16 protein-coding genes are annotated in these 17793 nt (G+C 67.3%); 8 read left to right on the top strand and 8 right to left on the bottom strand.

The features are described 5' to 3' along the window. Nucleotides 1-1407, bottom strand: coding sequence for an ethanolamine permease (gene eat / locus BLS74_RS22430; RefSeq protein ID WP_093109357.1), 1407 nt, complete (start codon nucleotides 1405-1407; stop codon nucleotides 1-3). 156 nt (nucleotides 1408-1563) lie between these two features. On the opposite strand from eat, the gene BLS74_RS22425 reads away from it, so the two are divergent. The 7 genes from BLS74_RS22425 to BLS74_RS22395 all read left to right on the top strand — a co-directional run bounded on the left by BLS74_RS22425 (nucleotide 1564) and on the right by BLS74_RS22395 (nucleotide 8360). After that, nucleotides 1564-2601 carry a helix-turn-helix domain-containing protein gene (locus BLS74_RS22425; protein WP_244503966.1) on the top strand — a complete coding sequence of 346 codons (1038 nt, stop codon included), beginning with the start codon at nucleotides 1564-1566 and terminating at the stop codon, nucleotides 2599-2601. Nucleotides 2602-2660: 59 nt separating this feature from the next. After that, nucleotides 2661-3071 carry an FKBP-type peptidyl-prolyl cis-trans isomerase gene (locus BLS74_RS22420; protein WP_093109440.1) on the top strand — a complete coding sequence of 137 codons (411 nt, stop codon included), beginning with the start codon at nucleotides 2661-2663 and terminating at the stop codon, nucleotides 3069-3071. Between the two features lie 23 nt (nucleotides 3072-3094). Beyond that, nucleotides 3095-4027: a LysR family transcriptional regulator gene (locus tag BLS74_RS22415; protein ID WP_093109356.1), complete on the top strand. Its 933-nt coding sequence runs from the start codon at nucleotides 3095-3097 to the stop codon at nucleotides 4025-4027. Nucleotides 4028-4184: 157 nt separating this feature from the next. Continuing rightward, the gene (locus BLS74_RS22410) at nucleotides 4185-4694 is read left to right on the top strand and encodes a flavin reductase family protein (RefSeq protein WP_093109355.1); all 510 of its coding nucleotides are present in this window, start codon (nucleotides 4185-4187) and stop codon (nucleotides 4692-4694) included. 154 nt (nucleotides 4695-4848) lie between these two features. Beyond that, nucleotides 4849-6000, top strand: a complete 1152-nt coding sequence (locus tag BLS74_RS22405) for an acyl-CoA dehydrogenase family protein (RefSeq protein WP_244503965.1) — start codon at nucleotides 4849-4851, stop codon at nucleotides 5998-6000. 9 nt (nucleotides 6001-6009) lie between these two features. Beyond that, nucleotides 6010-7008: an amidohydrolase family protein gene (locus BLS74_RS22400; RefSeq protein ID WP_093109353.1), complete on the top strand. Its 999-nt coding sequence runs from the start codon at nucleotides 6010-6012 to the stop codon at nucleotides 7006-7008. Next, complete coding sequence (locus tag BLS74_RS22395) at nucleotides 7005-8360, top strand: MFS transporter (protein WP_093109352.1); 1356 nt, start codon at nucleotides 7005-7007, stop codon at nucleotides 8358-8360. Before BLS74_RS22400 ends, BLS74_RS22395 begins: the two co-directional genes overlap by 4 nt. A gap of 45 nt (nucleotides 8361-8405) precedes the next feature. Here BLS74_RS22395 and BLS74_RS22390 read toward each other — a convergent pair whose 3' ends face one another. Genes BLS74_RS22390 through gabT form a run of 5 tightly spaced genes read right to left on the bottom strand, consistent with a single transcriptional unit; the run spans nucleotide 8406 to nucleotide 13998 of the window. Next, nucleotides 8406-9227: an ABC transporter permease gene (locus BLS74_RS22390; protein WP_093109351.1), complete on the bottom strand. Its 822-nt coding sequence runs from the start codon at nucleotides 9225-9227 to the stop codon at nucleotides 8406-8408. 17 nt (nucleotides 9228-9244) lie between these two features. Further along, nucleotides 9245-10501, bottom strand: a complete 1257-nt coding sequence (locus BLS74_RS22385; protein ID WP_093109350.1) for an ABC transporter permease — start codon at nucleotides 10499-10501, stop codon at nucleotides 9245-9247. A 6-nt stretch (nucleotides 10502-10507) separates the two neighbouring features. After that, the gene (locus BLS74_RS22380; protein ID WP_093109349.1) at nucleotides 10508-11536 is read right to left on the bottom strand and encodes a polyamine ABC transporter substrate-binding protein; all 1029 of its coding nucleotides are present in this window, start codon (nucleotides 11534-11536) and stop codon (nucleotides 10508-10510) included. Nucleotides 11537-11587: 51 nt separating this feature from the next. Next, on the bottom strand, nucleotides 11588-12682 hold the full coding sequence (locus tag BLS74_RS22375; protein WP_093109348.1) for an ABC transporter ATP-binding protein: 1095 nt from the start codon (nucleotides 12680-12682) through the stop codon (nucleotides 11588-11590). A 23-nt stretch (nucleotides 12683-12705) separates the two neighbouring features. Continuing rightward, a complete protein-coding gene (gabT, locus tag BLS74_RS22370; RefSeq protein ID WP_093109347.1) occupies nucleotides 12706-13998 on the bottom strand; it encodes a 4-aminobutyrate--2-oxoglutarate transaminase in 1293 nt (430 codons plus the stop codon). Nucleotides 13999-14158: 160 nt separating this feature from the next. Here gabT and BLS74_RS22365 point away from each other — a divergent pair, with 160 nt between their 5' ends. Next, nucleotides 14159-15592 carry an aminotransferase-like domain-containing protein gene (locus tag BLS74_RS22365; RefSeq protein ID WP_093109346.1) on the top strand — a complete coding sequence of 478 codons (1434 nt, stop codon included), beginning with the start codon at nucleotides 14159-14161 and terminating at the stop codon, nucleotides 15590-15592. Between the two features lie 103 nt (nucleotides 15593-15695). On the opposite strand, the gene BLS74_RS22360 is transcribed toward BLS74_RS22365, so the two are convergent. After that, entirely contained in the window at nucleotides 15696-17048 is a 1353-nt protein-coding gene (locus BLS74_RS22360; RefSeq protein ID WP_093109345.1) for an esterase-like activity of phytase family protein, read from the bottom strand. A gap of 74 nt (nucleotides 17049-17122) precedes the next feature. Then, nucleotides 17123-17743, bottom strand: a complete 621-nt coding sequence (locus BLS74_RS22355) for a helix-turn-helix transcriptional regulator (RefSeq protein ID WP_093109344.1) — start codon at nucleotides 17741-17743, stop codon at nucleotides 17123-17125. Nucleotides 17744-17793 lie beyond the last annotated feature (50 nt).

Below are 17793 nucleotides of genomic sequence, written 5' to 3'. Positions count from 1 at the left end.
TCAGACGGTGGTGGACAACATCTCGTCCGGCGCTGCCGCCTTGCGTTGATCGGCCGTCAGCCGGAAGTAGCCGTAGGCCAGCGCCATCAACACCAGGAACAGCAGCGTCAGCATGCCGTTGAACCAGATCATCGCGCCAAGGCAAACCACTCCGAGCCCCAGGGCGATGGCCGGAAACACCGGGTAGAAGGGCGCGCGGTAGGTGCGTTCCAGGCCGGGTTCGGTGCGCCTGAGCTTGAACAGCGCGGCCATCGAGATCAGGTACATCACGATGGCACCCAGCACCGCCATCGTGACGATGTTGGCCGTCAGCGTCTGGCCGCCGAACTGCACCCATTCGTCGCTGAAGATCGCGGCCACGCCGATGACGCCGCCGGCCACCAGCGCGCGGTGCGGCGTGTTGAAGCGCGGGCTGAGCGCCGCGAAGGTGGCGGGCAGGTAGCCGGCGCGCGCCAGCGCGAAGATCTGGCGCGAGTAGCCCATGATGATCCCGTGGAAGGAGGCGATCAGCCCGAACAGGCCGATCCACACCAGCATGTGCAGCCAGCCGCTGTTCTCGCCGACCACCACTTTCATCGCCTGCGGCAGCGGGTCGTTGATGTTGGCGAGCTTGCGCCAGTCGCCCACGCCGCCGGCGAAGATCATCACGCCGAAGGCCAGCACCACCAGCGTCACGATGCCGGTCGTGTAGGCCAGCGGAATGGTGCGGTGCGGATCGCGCGCCTCTTCGGCCGCCATCGCCGCGCCCTCGATCGCCAGGAAGAACCAGATCGCGAACGGGATCGAGGCGAAGATGCCCGAGATCGCCGCGCCGTTGAGCACCTCGCCGCCGGCCCAGCCGTGGGCCGTGAAGTTGGCCATCGACCAGCCGGGCGCGACCACGCCCATGAACACCAGCAGCTCGAAGATGGCCAGCACCGTGACGAAGAGCTCGAAGGCCGCGGCGATGCCGATGCCGATCCAGTTGAGGCCGATGAAGATCACATAGGCACCGAGCGCGAACCACTTCGGGTTGATGCCAGGGAACTGCACGTTGAGATAGGCGCCGATCGCCAGCGCGATGGCCGGCGGCGCGAACACGAACTCCACCAGCGTCGCGAAGCCGGCGACGAAGCCGCCGTTGGGCCCGAAGGCGCGCCGCGCATAGGCGAAGGGTCCGCCCGCATGCGGGATCGCCGTGGAGAGCTCGGTGAAGCTGAAGATGAAGGTCGTGTACATCGTGGCCACGAGCACCGTCGCGACCAGGAAGCCCAGCGTGCCGGCGGTGTTCCAGCCGTAACTCCAGCCGAAATACTCGCCCGAGATCACCAGGCCGACGGCAATGCCCCACAGCTGCATGGGTCCGAGCACCTTCTTGAGATGGCCCGACGCGGGGCCGGGTACAGGCGGTGCTTCCAATGAACTCATGGTGTTTTCCCTCTTGGATGGCAATGAGCGGATTCGACCAAATCAGGGGCCGCGGCGCTATCCGGAATCGGAAAAAGCACGGCGGCAAGCCTCGCGGCATCTGGCATCTGTCTTGCTTTCGACAGGAGACCTACCCTTCGTTCACTGGATCCGGCCTTGCCCATCGACGCGTCCGCACCCTTGCCGAACCCGCCGGCGCTCCCGGCAGGCGGCCATCGCCTGCGATACGCCGAGCGCGTGAGCTGCGATGTGGACGAACACGCGACGCACATCTCCGCCTGGCGCCAGGAGTACGACCAGCTGTCCTGCGGGCGCTTCGAGGGCGCCGTGCGCGAGCTGTGGATCGATGGGCCGCGCCTGCAGATATTCCACGAACACACCGGCCAGCAGACCAGCCAGCAATGCCTGCCCTGGCGCGGGTCGATCTGGTTCGGCGTGCCTGACGGCCACAGCCACGAGCCATTGCATTTCTCGGGGCGCCTGCAGCGTGCCGATCGCATGCGCTTGGTGATGTCGGCCCGGGCGAACGACGGTTTCGTGCTGCGCACGCCCCGGAACTTAGGGATCTACGGCGTCGTCGTCGACGAGGAATGGCTGGGCACGCAGATACAGCGCCTGGGCCTTCGCCCACCGCTCATCGGCCAGGGTGCGCTGGTGCATGCGGCCGCGGTTGCGCCCCACGTGCATGTCGCTTTGTGCCAGACCATCGAGTCGCTGCTGGGCCTCGGTGCCAGCGGCGAAACCGAGCAGAGCTGGGGCCGTGCCGCCCTGCAGACCCTGCTCGACCAGTTGCTGGGTCTGCTGGCGGGCACGACGCAAGCCGACGGCTTCATCGCCCAGCTGCAAGCGAGCCAGCGCCGCCTGGCGGCCGTCATGGCGGCGCGCTCGCTCGTCGTGCATCCGCTCAACCACGCCATGTCCGTGGACGACCTGTGCCTGCAGCTGCACCTCACACCGCGCACCCTGCGCAATCACTTCCGCAGCGTGGTCGGCGAGTCGCCGGTGGAGTTCCTGCGGGCCGTGCGCCTCAATGCCTGCCGGCGCAAGCTGCGTCTGCCGCAGGCCGCAAGCACGGTGCAGGATGTCGCCGCGCAATGGGGCTTCTTCCACATGGGCCGCTTCTCGCAGGAGTACAAGGCCATGTTCGGCGAGCTGCCCTCGGAGACGCTTCGGCAGGCCAGGCTGACGCACTGAGGCGCCTGGGTGCCGGTTGGCAATAATGAGTGGTCATCTACTCACCGAAGGCCTGCCCCGTGCGATCACTTTTCTGCGCTGCCCTTGTTTCCGCGTTCGTCTTGCCGACTGCCTGGGCGCAGTCGGGCCCCGTCACCACCCCGAGCGGGCTGATCTACCAGTCCTTGGTCGAAGGCAAGGGCGCCTCGCCCGCCGCCACCGACGCGGTCAAGGTGCACTACCGCGGCACCTTCCCCGACAGCGGCAAGGAGTTCGACAGCTCCTATAAGCGCAACGAGCCTACCGAGTTCCCGTTGAACGGTGTGATCCCGTGCTGGACCGAGGGCGTGCAGAAGATGAAGCCGGGCGGCAAGGCCAAGCTGACCTGCCCGCCGTCGATCGCCTACGGCACCCGCGGTGCGGGCGGCGTGATTCCGCCCAATGCCACGCTCAACTTCGAGATCGAGCTGATCTCGGTCACCAAGCGCTGAGGCCGGCCGCTCGCATCCGGTTCATGAATCTTCGCTCGATCGATCTCAATCTGCTGGTGGTGCTCGAAGCGCTCATCGAAGAGCGCGGGGTGCGCCGGGCCGGAGAGCGCATCGGCCTGAGCCAGTCGGCGACCAGTCATGCGCTCGATCGCCTGCGCAAACTGCTCGGCGACGAGATCCTGGTTCGGACCACGACCGGCATGGAGCCCACGGCGAGGGCGCTGAGCCTGGCCGGGCCGTTGCGGATCGCGCTGCAGAGCATACAGACGGCGTTGACGCCGGAGCGCTTCGTTCCGGAGGAAGCGCAGGGCGAGATTCAGATCGCCGTCGAAACCCACGAGACCATCATCATCCTGCCGCAACTGGTCGACGAGATGCGGACCGAGGCACCGCTGCTGTCCCTGACCGTTCGCCCGGGCTCGGTCGACGATATCCTGGTTGGAATCGATCAGGGACGCACCGACATCGGCATCGGCTTCTTTCGCGGGCTGCCCGATCGGTTCATGACCTGCCGTCTGCTGGGCGACAGCCACGTTTGCGTGATGCGTGCGGACCATCCGCTCGCCACTGCGCCGCTGACGCTGGAGAGCTACCTGCAGGCGCCGCACCTGCTGGTCAGCATGAGCGGCGCGTCGGACGATCTGGTCGACTCGGCGCTGGCCGATCGGAATCTGCGCAGAAGCATCGCGATGCGCCTGCCCCATGGGCTGGCCGCGGTCATCGCCCTGACCCGCTCCGACATGGTCACCACCGTGACGCGAGGCGCGGCGCGCGTCTTCGCGCAGTCGGGGCGGCTGGTTGCGATGGAACTGCCCTTCGCCGTGCCGCGCGTCGAGTTCCGCCTGATCTGGAACCGCCGCCTGCAGCAAAGTCCGCAGCACCGCTGGCTCAGGCAGAAGCTGGTGGCCATCGGCGCCGCCGCGGAAGCGAGCAGCGCCTCGGAGCAGGCCGCCTAGACGGGCGCCCGTCTGTGCTCTGCACGCGGCGGCGAGCTCATCGACGGCGTGCACTTTGCATGTGCAACCTTTGCATTGGCCAGTTTCCATCCCGCCGCATACAGTTTCTTCAGAGGTCGACACGCTTCGTTCATGGAGTCGACCCGAGGAGACAAAGATGAATACTGTGACGGTAGATCCGCATCAGGTCGACACCGCATTCCGCGCCGCGATGCGCCGGTTCGCCTCGACGGTGACGATCATCACTGCAGCCGACCACGAGCGCCGTCACGGCATGACGGCCACAGCAGTGACCTCGCTCTCGATGAGCCCGCCATCGCTCCTCATCTGTCTTAACCAGAAGACCCTGCTGCACGACATCATGTTCCGTGCGCGACGCTTCTGCGTGAACGTGCTGCACTGCGAGCAGGTCGAGTTGTCGGCCGCCTTCAGCGGCGCGGTTGCGGCCGAGGAGCGTTTCGCGCTGGGCACCTGGTCGCGCACCGAGGATGGCATTCCCTATCTTGCGGACGCCCAGGCCAACCTGTTCTGCCGGAAGGCGGCCGCCATTCCGTACGGCACGCACACCATCCTGGTCGGCCAGGTCGAGCATGTCGGCCTGCGCGATGCCATCGCTCCCCTGGTCTACCAGGACGCTTCGTACTGCGTGACGAGTCCAGCGGCCTGACCGGCCGTGCCGCGCGGCGCGTGCCGCGCCACTTCTTCCTTTCTCTACTTCTTTCTCAACAGGTGGTCCCATGTCCTGCGTCATTTCGCGCGAAAAACCTCAATCGATTCCTTCGTTCGCACAACGGCCGACGCCTGCCGAACTCCATTCGAGGATGAAGGCCTTGCTGCCCGCCATCAAGGCCAGGGCCGGCGACACCGAGCGGCTCGGACGCATCCCCGCCGACAGTCTCGATGCTTTGCGCGAAGCAGGCCTGTACCGCGTCGTCCAGCCGACGAGCTTCGGAGGCCACGAATACGACTTCGACGTGTTGGTCGAACTCGTGATGGAACTCGCCCGCGCATGCGCATCGACTGCATGGGTCTATGGTCTCTATGCCGCCCATCAGTGGCTGGTCGCCAGTTTCGATGCCCAGGCGCAGCGCGATGTCTGGGATGACGACGCGGACGCGGCCATCTGTGGCTCCTACGCCCCGGCAGGAAAAGCCGTCGCGGTGGCTGATGGCTACCGGCTCACCGGACGCTGGGCTTTCGCCAGCGGCTGCGACGGCGCCCAGTGGGCGGTCTGCGCATCGGTTCTGCCTGCCCAGGAAGCCGGACCTGCGCCGGGGCCTGCCTTTTTCCTGGTGCCCGCGACCGACTACCTAATCGACGGCACCTGGGATGTGGTCGGCCTTGCAGGCACCGGCAGCAAGACGCTGGTGCTGGACGACGTGTTCGTGCCGAAGCACCGGATCCTCACCTTCCGCGAGACCACCAGCGGCCGCACGCCGGGCAGTCGGGTGCACGACAACCCGGGCTTCGGCATCCCGATGCTGTCGAACATCCCGTCATGCCTTGCAGCGGCGGGTGTGGGTGCTGCGGCCGGCGCGCTGGACGACTACCTCGAGGCGACCGGCCAGCGCGTGACCCGCGGGGCCGTGGCCGGAGGCAACAACCGGATGGCGGAATTCCCGACCATCCAGCTGCGTGTAGCGGAAGCGGGGGCGGGCACCGATGCGGCCCGCGAGATCCTGCTGCGCGACCTCCGAGCCCGGGCACTGACGGCCCGGTCCGGCGAGGAGATCACGGTGGAAGACCGGATCTCCAGCCGGCGCGGGCAGGCCTTCGCGGTCTCGCTTGCGATCCGCAGCGCAGAGGCATTGAATGCTTCCACCGGCGGGCAAGGACTCGCGATGTCCAACCCGGTCCAGCGCGCCTGGCGCGACGCCAACGCCGTGGGTCGCCACATCAGCCTGAACTGGGATGCAGTGGGAACCATGGCCGGCCAGATGGCGCTCGGTCTCGAGCCCAAGGGCCAATACTAAGGATCGGACATGCAAGGAAAGATTGGACTCGAAGAGCACTTCGCTCTCGAAGAAACCCTGATGGACTCCGCGGGCTTCGTTCCGCAGACGCACTGGCCGGAGTTGCGCTCCCGCCTGCTCGACATCCACGACCGGCGCCTGCGCGAGATGGATGCCAACGGCATGCAGATGATGCTGCTGTCGCTCAACGCGCCGGCCGTTCAGGCGATCCCGGACACGGTGCGTGCCAACGACGTCGCTCGCCGCGCGAACGACTTCCTCGCCGAGCAGGTCGCCAGGCGGCCGGACCGTTTCCAGGCCTTCGCGGCACTGCCGATGCAGGACCCGGAGCTGGCGGCCCGCGAGCTCGAGCGCTGCGTCAAGGAACTTGGCTTCAAGGGCGCGCTGGTCAATGGCTTCTCCCAGACCGCTGATCCCAACTCGGTCCTCTACTACGACCATGCCCGGTACTGGCCCTTCTGGGACGTCGTGCAGAAGCTCGACGTGCCCTTCTATCTGCATCCGCGCAACCCGCTGCCGGCCGACGCACGCATCTACGACGGTCATCCCTGGCTGCTGGGGCCGACCTGGGGCTTCGGCCAGGAGACGGCCGTTCACGCCTTGCGCCTGATGTGCAGCGGCCTGTTCGACGAGTATCCGAAGCTCACCCTGATCCTCGGACACATGGGCGAGGGGCTGCCGTACAGCATGTGGCGCATCGACAACCGCAATGCGTGGCTCGAGACGCCGCCCGCCTATCCCGCGCGCCGGAAGATCGCCGAGTACTTCCGCGAGAACTTCTACCTCACGACCTCGGGCAACTTCCGCACGCAGACGCTCATCGACGCGATCCTGGAGATCGGCGCCGACCGGATCCTGTTCTCGACCGACTGGCCGTTCGAGAACGTCGACCATGCCGCCCGCTGGTTCGATTCGGCCAGCATCAGCGAGCGCGATCGCGAAAAGATAGGGCGCACCAACGCGATCGAACTGTTCGGGCTGGACACATTACAAAGGAGACAGACATGACTGATCACGTCAACATCGACGTCAACGAGGAGCTGGCCGAAGCGAAGGTCGGCCGCTTGCACAAGTGGCTGGGCGTCATGATGGCGACGCTCACATTGTTCGACGGCTACGACACCTTCAATCCGGCCTACGTCATCCACTACGTGGCGGGACCCTGGGGCCTCGCGCCGGGACAGGCGGGCTTTCTGGTCTCTAGCGGGCTGGTGGGCTTCCTGATCGGCGCCGGAGTACATGGCATCGTGGCCGACCGCGTGGGACGGCGGGCGACCTTGCTCGGCGGCCTTTGGATCACCAGTGTCTTCACCTTGGCGACGCCCCTGTTCGGCGACTCGTTCGTGATGTTCTGTACGCTTCGCGTCCTGACCGGCCTCGGCCTCGGCGTGCTGCTGCCTCTCGCGACGACCTATATCAACGAGCTCGCGCCGCGCCGCGTGGCCAACACCTTCTCGCTGTGGGGCGTTGCGTTCGGCTGGGCCCTGGGCGGCACGATGGCCGGCCTGGTGGGCGTGTTCCTCACGCCGCTGTTCGGCTGGAAGGTGCTGTACTGGATCGGCTCGCTGTCGATCCCGCTGACCATCGCGCTGCATTTCTGCCTGCCGGAGTCCGTCAAGTTCCTGGCGCTGAAGGGCCGCATCGAAGACATCCGGGCGCTGCTGACGCGCCTGCGTCCCGAACGCGCCGAGGTGTACCGCAATGCGCGCCTGGTGGTGACGGGAGCGGCCACTCAACGCAATCCGGTCGCCGCGCTCCTCAGGCCGCAGACGCGCCGCACGACGCTCACGATCTGGCTGGCCGCCTTCCTGAGCCTCTTCTGCATCTTCGGCCTCACGGGCTGGATTCCGACCGTGATGATGAAGCGGGGCGAGACCTTCGCGGCGAGCTTCGGATTCGGAGCGCTGATGCAGATCATGTCATTCGCCGGCGGCCTGGCCTGCGGCTATCTGGCCGACCGCCGGGGCTCGAGCCGCAGCGTTTTGGCGACCTGGTGGGCGCTGGGCGGGCTCTCGGTGCTCTCGCTGGTCTTCCTCGACGGGCATGTCGTCAACATCGTGTGCACGGCAGCGGCCGGTTTCTTCGTGATCGGTGCGCAGTACGTGCTGAACAACTTCACGGCCCGCTCCTTCGATACCAACGTCCGTGCAACGGCGGTTGGCATGATGCTCAGCGTCGGCCGCTTCGGCGCGATCCTCGGGCCGTTCGTCGTCGGTACGCTGCAGCAGGTTTCTGCAGGGCCTATGCCCATGTTCGTTCTGATCGGCTGCGCCTCGATCGTCGCCGCTATTGCAATCGCTTCGCTGGCAGCGCGGCCGGCGCCGACGCGCGAGGCCGCGGTACTGCATGTGCATGGATAGGAAGCATGCCTGGCGCGCGATCTTCCGGATGTCGCCCAGGCAGGTTCAGCGGCGGCGGCCGCGCAGCCATTCGAGCGCCAGCAGCAGGCTGGTTGTGAACACGATCAGCAGCGTCGCGACGGCGGCGATGGTGGGCGAGATGTTCTCGCGGATGCCGGTGAACATCTGGCGCGGCAGCGTGACCTGGTCGGGCCCGGCCAGGAACAGGGTGACCACCACCTCGTCGAAGGAGGTGGCAAAGGCGAACAGCGCGCCCGAGATCACGCCCGGCGCGATCACCGGTAGCGTGATGCGCATGAAGGTGTTGAAAGGCGTTTCGCCCAGGCTCAGCGAGGCGCGCACCAGGTTGTGGTTGAAGCCGGCCAGCGTCGCCAGCACGGTGGTCAGCACGAAGGGCGCGCCCAGCGCGGCATGCACCACGATCAGGCCGAGGTAGCTGTCGGCCAGGCCGATGGGCGCGAAGTAGAGGTACGTCGCCACGCCCACCACCACGATCGGCACCACCATCGGCGAGATCAGCACGCTCATGAGCAGGCCCTTGAACGCGAAATCCGTGCGCGACAGGCCCACCGCGGCCAGCGTGCCCAGCACGGTGGCGAGCACCGTCGCGGCGGGCGCGACGATGAAGCTGTTGCGCGCCGCCCGGGCCCATTCCGGCGACTCGAACAGGTTGCGGTACCACTTGAGCGACCAGCCGGGGATCGGGTAGGCCAGGAAGGAGCTGTCGGAAAAGGACAGCGGGATCACGACCAGGATCGGCGCCAGCAGGAAGGCCAGCACCGCCACGCAGCCGGCGCGCACCGCCCACCAGCCGAGCTTGTCGGCGAAGGTGGCGTAGGCGGGAAATTCGGGAAGAAGCTTCGGCATGCTTGTCTTTCGTGCCTTCAGCCCAGGCTCAGGTCGGCCTTGCCGACGCGGCGGTACACGGCATAGAGCACCAGCGTGGCGGCCAGCAGCAGCGCGCCGAGCGCACAGGCCATGCCCCAGTTGATTTCGACGTTGGTGTAGCGTGCGACGTAGTAGCTCAGCATCTGGTCGTCGGCCCCGCCCAGGAGCGCCGGCGTCACGTAGTAGCCGATCGCCAGGATGAACACCAGCAGCGCGCCGGCGCCGATGCCGGGGTAGGTCTGAGGCACGTAGACGCGGAAGAAGGCCGCCAGCGGCGGACTGCCGAGCGAGACGGCCGCGCGCAGGTAGGTCGGCGGCACGCTTTTCATGACGCTGTACAGCGGCAGGATCATGAAGGGCAGCAGGATGTGGACCATCGAGATGATCACGCCGGTGCGGTTGAACAGCAGCGCCAGCGGGTGGTCGATCAGCCCGATGCCCATGAGGCCGCGGTTGACCAGCCCTTCGGACTGCAGCAGCACGATCCACGCCGCCACGCGCACCAGGATGGAGGTCCAGAAGGGCACCAGCACCAGGATCATCAGCACGTTGGCCTTGCGCGCCGGCAGCGTCGACAACCACCATGCGAGCGGGTAGGCCAGCAGCAGGCAGAAGAAGGTGACCACGGCGCTGATCTCGAAGGTGCGCAAGAGGATGCCGCCGAAGGCGCGCTGGTCCGGCGGCATGCGCTCGACGCTGCCCGCGGCGTCGCGCCGCAGGTCGACCGAGGCCAGCAGGTAGTCGGGCGTCCAGCGCGAGCCGTTCTTGGCGATCGCCTGCCAGTAGGGCACCTCGCCCCAGCGCGCGTCGATCTCCAGCAGGCGCGCCTTGATTTCCTCCGGCGTGCCGGCGATCGGCAGCGCGCGGTAGGTGCTCATCACGAGCGAGCGGGCGCCGGCGATTTCGGTATTGAGCCGGCGCGCCAGCGCGCCCGCATCGGCGCTGTCGGGCAGCTGGCCGAGGTCGGCCGCGATCGCCGCGTAGGCCTGCGGCGCGGGCGCCTCCTGGCGATTCCAGCCGTCGAGCGCGCGCACCGTGCGGGGCAGGGCGTTGGCCACCTCCGGGTTCTCGACCGCGCGCTGCAGCAGCGCCACGATCGGCACCAGCAGCGTGAGCAGCAGGAACAGCAGCAGCGGCAGCGTGAGCGCGAACGCGCGCCACTTGCGGCGCGCCTCGGCGCGCGCCAGGGCGCGCCGAAGCTCTCCCGGCGGGGCCTCCGCCGGGAGGTGGGAGGCGAGCGTTGCCGCGTGCATGGCCGCTTACTGCGTGGCCCACGAGGCGAAGCGCTTCTCGAGCGCCTCGCCCTGGTCGGCCCAGAAGGCGACGCTGAACTGGATGGCTTCCTTGGCATTGGCGGCCGAGGTCGGCAGGTCGTCCAGCACCTTCTTGTCGAGCGAAGCCAAGGCCTTGGTGTTGGTCGGGCCGTAGGCGATGTTCTGCGCATAGACCGCCTGCGCCGCCGGCTGCATGGCGAACTGGATGAACTTGAGCGATGCCTCCTTGTTGGGCGCGCCCTTCGGAATGACCCAGTAGTCGAGGTCGTAGATGCCGCCCGGCCAGAAGATCTTCAGCTTGCGGCCTTCGCGGTTGGCGGCGTCGATGCGGCCGTTGTAGACCGTGGTCAGCACCACATCGCCGGCCACCAGGAACTGCGGCGGCTGCGCGCCGGCTTCCCACCACTGGATGTTGGGCTTGAGCTCGGTGAGCTTCTTGAAGGCGCGGTCGGCGCCTTCCTTGGTGGCCAGCACCTTGTAGATGTCGGCCGGCTTCACGCCGTCGGCCATCAGCGCGAATTCGAGGTTGTAGCGCGCGCCCTTGCGCATGCCGCGCTTGCCCGGGATCTTCTTCACGTCCCAGAAATCGGCCCAGGAGGTGGGGGCGGTCTTGAGCTTCTCGCCGTTGTAGGCCATGACGGTGGACCACACGAACACGCCGACGCCGCATTCGGTGACAGCGGCCGGCAGGAAGTCCGCCTTGTTGCCGATCTTCGAGTAGTCGAGCTTCTCGAACAGGCCTTCGTCGCATCCGCGCGCAGCGTCGGGCGATTCGACCTCGACCACGTCCCAGGTGACCTTCTTGGTCTCGACCATGGCCTTGATCTTGGCCTGCTCGCCGTTGTATTCGACCGGGATGACCTTGATGCCGGTTTTCTCGAAGGGCTCGTAGTAGGCCTTCTTCTGGGCATTGGCGTTGGCGCCGCCGAAGTTGACGACGGTGATCTGCTGCTGCGCAAATGCCGGCAGCGCGAGCGCGGCGGCGACGATGAGGGCGAGGCGGGTCTTTTTCATGGAAAGATTCCTTGTGGGTTGGCGGTGACGAGAAATGGGATGCGAAGGCGCTCAAGCCGCATAGATGCGCACGTGGTCGGCCGGGAATCTGAGCGAGACCCGCTCGCCGCCTTGCGGTGGCGCGGCGCCCTGCAGGCCGCTGAGCGGCAGCTTGACCGTGGCGTCCGCCTGGCCGCCGCCGATGCTGCACAGCAGCCGCAGGTGGTCGCCGAAGTAGATGACGCGTGCCACCTCGGCCGCGAGCACGTCGGGGCCCGGTGCCTCGCTCTGCCGCTGCAGCACCACGCGCTCGGGGCGGATGCAGGCCTCGACCTTGGCACCCGCGGCCGCGCCACTCACGTTCAGGCCGGTCAGCACGCGGCCGTCGGGCAGCGCCATTTCGGCGCAGTCGCCGGCGCTGCGCAGCACGCCCTTGAGCACCGTGTTGTCGCCGACGAAGCCGGCCACGAAGCGGTTGGCGGGCGCCTCGTAGAGCTGCTCCACCGAGTCGAGCTGCTGGATCACGCCCTCGTTGAACACCGCGACGCGGTCGCTCATGGTGAGGGCTTCGCCCTGGTCGTGCGTCACGTAGACGAAGGTCACGCCGAGCTGGCGATGCAGTTCCTTCAACTCGATCTGCATGTGTTCGCGCAGCTGCTTGTCGAGTGCGCCGAGCGGCTCGTCCATCAGCACCAGCTGCGGCTCGAACACCAGGGCGCGCGCCAGCGCCACGCGCTGCTGCTGGCCGCCGGAAAGCTGGCCGGGCAGGCGGTCGTTCATGCCGCGCAGCTGGACCATCTCGAGCGCGCGCTGCACGCGGCGCTGCTGCTCGTCCTTCGGCACCTTGCGCACCGTGAGCGGGTAGGCCACGTTCTGGCCCACGCTGAGATGCGGGAACAAGGCGTAGTTCTGGAACACCATGCCGAAGTGCCGCTTGTGCGGCGGCGTGCCGGTGATCTGCTGGCCATCGAGCAGGATGTCGCCGGAGGTCGGCGACTCGAAGCCGGCCAGCATCATCAGCGTGGTGGTCTTGCCCGAACCCGAAGGCCCGAGCAGGCTCAGGAACTCGCCCCGGTGGATGTCCAGGTCGAGCTGGCGCACCACCAGGTGCTCGCCGTCGTAGGTTTTCTGGACGCGCTGGAAGCGCACCAGAGGTTCTTGGGTCATGGAGGTGTTCAAGTATGGACCGATCAGCGCAGCGCGGCGAAGCTGTCCGCCAGAATCGCCAGGCCTTCGTCCACTAGCAAGTCGGATGCCGTCAGCGGCACCAGCACGCGAATCACGTTGCCGTAGCTGCCGCAGGACAGCAGGATCAGTCCGCGCCGGGCTGCCTCCGCGACCACCTTGCGGGTTAGGTCGGCGTCGGGGCGGGAGGTGTCGCCCTCCTCGAACAGCTCGATGGCCACCATCGCCCCGAGCCCGCGCACGTCGCCGATCGCCGGCACCTCGGCCGCGATGCGGCGCAGGCCGGTCTTCAGGCGCTCGCCCAGGGCCTTGCTGCGCGCCAGCAGCTGCTCGTCGTCGAACACCTTGAGCACCGCGAGCGCCGCGGCGCAGCCGATCGGGCTGCCGGCGTAGGTGCCGCCCAGGCCGCCGGGCGCGGGCGCATCCATGACCTCGGCGCGGCCCACCACGCCGGAGATCGGGAAGCCGCCCGCCATCGACTTGGCGGTGGTGATCAGGTCGGGCGCCACCGGCCACTGCTCGCTGGCGAACCAGGTGCCGGTGCGGCCGGCGCCGGTCTGCACCTCGTCCGCGATGAGCAGGATGCCGTGGCGGTCGGCCAGCGCGCGCAGGCCTTCGACGAAATCGTTGGGCGCCACGTAGAAGCCGCCTTCGCCCTGCACCGGCTCGAGGATGAAGGCCGCCACGCGCCCGGGCTCGATGTCGTTCTTGAACAGCAGTTCGACCGAGTGCAGCGCGTCGTCGACGCTCACGCCGTGCAGCGCGTTCGGATACAGGGCATGGAACACCTCGCCCGGGAACGGTCCGAAGCCGAGCTTGTAGGGCGCCACCTTGCCGGTCAGGCCGAGCGTCATCATCGTGCGGCCGTGGTAGCCGCCGGTGAAGGCGATGACGCCGGGCCGCCGGGTGAACGAGCGCGCGATCTTGACCGCGTTCTCCACCGCCTCGGCGCCGGTGCTCAGGAAGATCGATTTCTTCGCGAAGTCGCCGGGCGCCAGCGTGTTGAGGCGTTCGGCCAGCTCGACGTAGGGCTCGTAGGCCAGCACCTGGAAGCAGGTGTGCGAATAGAGATCGAGCTGCGCCTTGACCGCCGCACTGATCTCGGGGTGGCAGTGCCCGGTGTTGAGCACGGCGATGCCGCCAGCGAAATCGATATAGCGGCGGCCCTCGACATCCCAGATCTCGGCGTTGCTGCCGCGGCTGACGAATATGTCATGGGCCTGGCCGACCCCGCGGGCGACGGCCGCGGTGCGGCGTGCCATGAGGGCGGCGTTGTTGAGATGGGGTTCGCGCTGCATGGATACGACCTGTGCCTGAATGGGAATGGCGGCACTTTAGGTTTCGCAGGCCGGCGCGGCCATGTACAGCCGGAGCGCTCGTTCGGCGGACTGTACTGGTCTTGTATCCTGTACATACTTTCCTCCATATGGTGCAGATCGGTCTGCCGAGACGCCCTCGATGCTCATTCTTCGCCCCGAACTTCCGACACCCCTGGTCAGCCAGATCGTGGAGGGGCTGCGCGGGCTGATCGGCACCCAGAAACTCAAGGCCGACAGCAAGCTGCCGTCGATCCGGGCCTTTGCCGCCGCCCACGGCGTCAGCGTCTTCACCGTGGTCGAGGCCTACGACCGGCTGGTGGCGCAGGGCCTGCTGGTGTCGCGCGCCAACGCGGGCTTCTTCGTCAAGCGACGCAGCGAGGAGGGCGCCGCCGGTGCGGCCGGCACGCCGCGCGCCGACCCGCGCTTCGACGCCCGGTGGTACCTGCAGCAGATCTTCGAGAACCGCAACCTGCAGCTCAAGCCGGGCTGCGGCTGGTTGCCGCACGACTGGCTGTTCGAGGACGGCATGCGCCGCAGCCTGCGCCACCTGTCCGCCGGCGGCACCGACATCGGCGGCTACGGCCTGCCCTTCGGGCACATGGCGCTGCGCATGGCGGTGGCCGAATCGCTTTCGGAGCGCCAGATCGTGGTCGACGCCGCGCAGGTGCTGCTGACCCAGGGCTCCAGCCAGGCGCTGGACCTGGTGGCTCGCCGCCTGCTGAAGCCGGGCGAAGCGGTGCTGGTGGACGACCCCGGCTATCCCAACCTGATGTTCATGCTGCGCTTCCTGGGCGTCCAGCTCATCGGCGTGCCGCGCACGCCGACCGGCTACGACCTCCCGGCGCTGGAAGCGCTGCTGGCGGCGCACCGGCCCAAGGCCTTCTTCACGCAGCCGCGGCTGCAAAGCCCGACCTGCTCGACGGCTTCCCTGCCGCAACTCGTGCGGCTGCTGGAACTTGCCCAGGCGCACGATTTCATGCTGGTCGAGAACGACATCTACGCCGACATGGACGCCTCGATGCGCCCGTCGCTGGCCAGCCTGGGCCAGTTGCGCCAGGTCGTCTACGTGAGCAGCTTCTCGAAAACCATCTCGCCGAACATCCGCGTCGGCTACGTCGTCGCCAGGCCCGAACTGCTCGAAGACCTGGCGCAGCTCAAGATGGTCTCCGGCCTGACCTCCTCGGACATCACCGAGCGGCTGGCCTTCGGCACCGTGACCGACGGCCGCTGGCGCAAGCACCTCAAGTCGCTGCGCGACCGGCTGGCCCAGGCGCAGGCCGGCGTGGCGCGCCGGCTGGACGCGCTCGGCTTCGAGCTGTTCCACGAGGCATCGGCGGGGATGTACCTGTGGGCCAGGCACCCGGACATCGTCGACAGCGCCGAACTCTCCACGCGCGCGGCCGCCGAGGGCATCATGCTCGGCCCGGGCCAGCTGTTCCTGGTCAACCCGCACCCGACCGGCTGGCTGCGCTTCAATGTCGCATTCAGCGAGGACGAGCGGCTCTGGAGCTTTCTGAGCCGCAGCATCGAACAGCTGCAGAGCGGCGAGCTGACGCAGCAGGTCGAAGGATGAACGCGGGCGGTGTGAGGCGCCAACAGCCGTTCGCCCTGAGCTTGTCGAAGGGCTCGCCCCGCCTTCGACAAGCTCAGGCCGAACGGTTGGTTGGGCAATTGCGCTACTTGGCCCTCAGCAGCTCCCCCACCTCCAGCAGCACCAGCTCGTTGTCGTCCGCCTTGTTCGGCTCGCGGCTGCTGGAGAAGGGCAGGTTGTTGTCGTTGCCCACCACGATGTGCGTGGCATCGACCACCTCGACGTTCTCGATCGTGAAGAAGGGAAACTTGAGCACGCCGTCGTTGGGCGGCTTGCGCGCCAGCTTGTTGGGATCGGCGATCGAGAGCAGGTCGATGTAGCCGATCTTGCGCACCGCCTGGCCGGCGTTCGCGTCGTTCAGCTCGATCTTGTAGACGCGCTTGAACTTCGCGAGGTCGTGGAAGCAGTCGCTGCGCTTCTGGCCTTCGGGGCAGGCCTTGTCGGCCGTGCCTTCGCCGTTGTCGCGCTCGATGATGAGGCCGGTCGTCGCATCGATCATGTTGAAGTCGCCGATCGCGTGGCCGTTGGCCTCCAGCGGGTACTTCCAGTGGCGGCCGGTCCACTTCTCGCTCGCGACGTCGAACTCGAGCACGCGCAGCGCCTCCTTGCCGTCGATGCGCTCGTAGTCCTTGGCCTCGGCGTTCCACACCGGACCTTCGAGCAGGGCGTAGAGCTTGCTGCCGTCCTTCGATGCAGCCATGCCTTCGAAGCCCTTGGAGCGCCGGATCTGGAAATCGACCGCGCCGCCGGGGGCGCTCGGCGTCGTCACGGCGGGATGATCGGGTGAGCGCACCGCCTTGCCGTCGACCTGTGTCTCGAACACCGCGAGCACCTTGCCCTTCAGGTCGGCCTTGACCAGGTAGGGGCCGAACTCCTCGCCGATCCACAGCGCGCCGCCCGCGAACTGGAAGCTTTCGGGGTCGAAGTCCGAACCCGTCAGCAAGCGCTGCTTGCTGCCTTCATGGACGATGCGGAAGGGCACCTTCTTGTCCGGGTCGTGCAGGAACACCGTGCCCGTGCGCTCGAACTTGCCGCTCTTGAAGTCCACCTTGTAGTGGTTGAGGTAGAGCATGAAGTCGGGCGAGTTGGCCTTGGCGCCGGCGCCGTTGTCGGTGAGGATCCAGAAGCTGCCGTCGTCCATCTTCTTGATGCCCGAATGGCCCTGTACCGGCTGCCCCTTGAAGGGCAGCGAAACGCCCGTGCCGCGCCCGGCCGACAGGCCTTCGATGCTGCCCAGCGCCTCGACGCGCTTGCCGCTGGTGAACTTGCCGCTCACTTGCAGGTCGGCCGGCGCGTCTTTCGGCGCGGCAATGAAGCTTTGCGCCGGCAGCAGCGCATGGCCGGCGAGGGTGGCGGGGTAGGCGGTCTGTGCCACGGCACTGCCGCAGGCAAGGGCGGCGGCCAGGGCGGTGAAGGAGAGGGAAGCGATGCGCATCATGTTCCGGGTGGCTTGAGATAAAGCCTTGCACCATGCCGGCGCCGGGTGACGACGCCGTGACAAGTTAACAGGCCCTACTTCGCGTCGCTGTACACCGTCGCTCGCGACACGCCCATGTGTGCGGCGGCGATCTCCATGCCGCGGCGGATGTCGAGGAAGCCGGCTTTCTTCAGTTCCTGCACAAGCTGCCTGCGGTCCGCCGGCTTGAGCGATCGTGCGCTGGTGGCGCGCGTGGCGGCGAACTCGTCGACCCGCTCGCAGATGCGGTCGGCATGCCGCGCGTCCAGCGTTTCACTGATCTCGCTCGATTCGATGCGGGTGAACTGCGCGAGCGCAGCCTGGAAGCCCTGGAACAGCGTGAGGTCCACGTTCAGGCACAGCGCGGCGACGTACTCGCCGCTCTCGTCCTTGATGCCGATCGAGGTGCTCTTGACCTTGCGGCCGTCGGCGAACTGGTTGGCGTAGTTGGTGATGACGGCCGGGTAGTCCGGGTCGCCGATGCGCGCCAGGCCCAGCTCCGTCACCGGTTGGCCCACGCGGCGCCCGCTCAGGTTGTTCTCGATCGCGAAGATCGCGTTCTTCGGATGGGTGAGGTCTTGGACGACCACCTCGCAGAAAGGAGCGAAGGTTTTCCCGAGGCCCTGCGCGATGGTCTGCAGCTCCCGCAGCAGGAGCTTGTTCGGCTTTTTCTTCATCGGCCGAATGTATCCAACATTGGACGAAGCGTCCAAGTCGGTCGTGGGGA

The sequence above is a fragment of the Variovorax sp. CF079 genome (assembly GCF_900101545.1).
Taxonomy (GTDB): Bacteria; Pseudomonadota; Gammaproteobacteria; order Burkholderiales; family Burkholderiaceae_C; genus Variovorax.
The sequence above is the reverse complement of the archived record's forward strand: the minus strand, read 5'-3'. Positions and strand labels throughout refer to the sequence as shown.